A 684-nucleotide genomic window follows, 5' to 3' on the forward strand; every position below is an offset into this window, starting at 1 on the left:
GCCGTGCTCAAGACCGGCGCCGCGTACCTCCCGCTGGAGCCCGGCGCCCCCGACCCGCTGCTGCGGCACGTGCTCGCCGAGGCCGCGCCGTCCCTGGTCGTCACCGAGGAGGCGCACCGGATCCGGCTGACCGACGCCGGGGCCGCGGAGCTGGTCTGCGTCGACTCGGCCGGGGCCGCCGCGGCGGCGCAGCCCGCCGGCCCGCCCCCGGTCGACCTCGACCCGGACGGCCTCGCGGTCGTCCTCACCACCTCCGGCACCAACGGCGCGCCGCGCTGCGCCGGCCTCTCGCACCGCAACCTGCTCGCCGCCCACCAGGGCTGGCGCACCGTCTACGGCATCACCCCCGCCGACCGGATCCTCAGCACGGCGAGCCTGGAGTTCGACGTGTTCACCGCCGACTGGGTGCGCGCGCTCTGCTCCGGCGCGACGCTGGTGGTCGCCCCGCGCAACCTCACCCTGGACCGCGCCGCCGACATCGCCGACCTCCCGCCGCTGGTCGCCGCCGAGCGGATCACCCTGCTGGAGCTGAACACCCGCACCGCGCGCCGACTGACCGCCCTCCTCGCGCCGACCGCCGGGGGCCGCCCGCTCGCCGGGGTGCGGGTGCTGACCGTCGGGGCCGAGAAGTGGTGGCTGGACGAGCACCTGGCGCTGCAGCGGCTGGTCGGCCGGCCGACCCGG

The 684-nt window shown here is 78.2% G+C and carries 1 protein-coding gene; it reads left to right on the forward strand.

Annotated elements, in window-relative coordinates; genetic code table 11:
- Positions 1 to 684, forward strand: a 684-nt coding sequence (locus tag BI06_RS33135) for an AMP-binding protein (protein ID WP_043474494.1), incomplete at both ends; no start/stop codon positions are given.

The organism is Kitasatospora sp. MBT66 (assembly GCF_000710405.2).
In the GTDB taxonomy this organism is placed as follows: Bacteria; Actinomycetota; Actinomycetes; order Streptomycetales; family Streptomycetaceae; genus Kitasatospora; species Kitasatospora purpeofusca.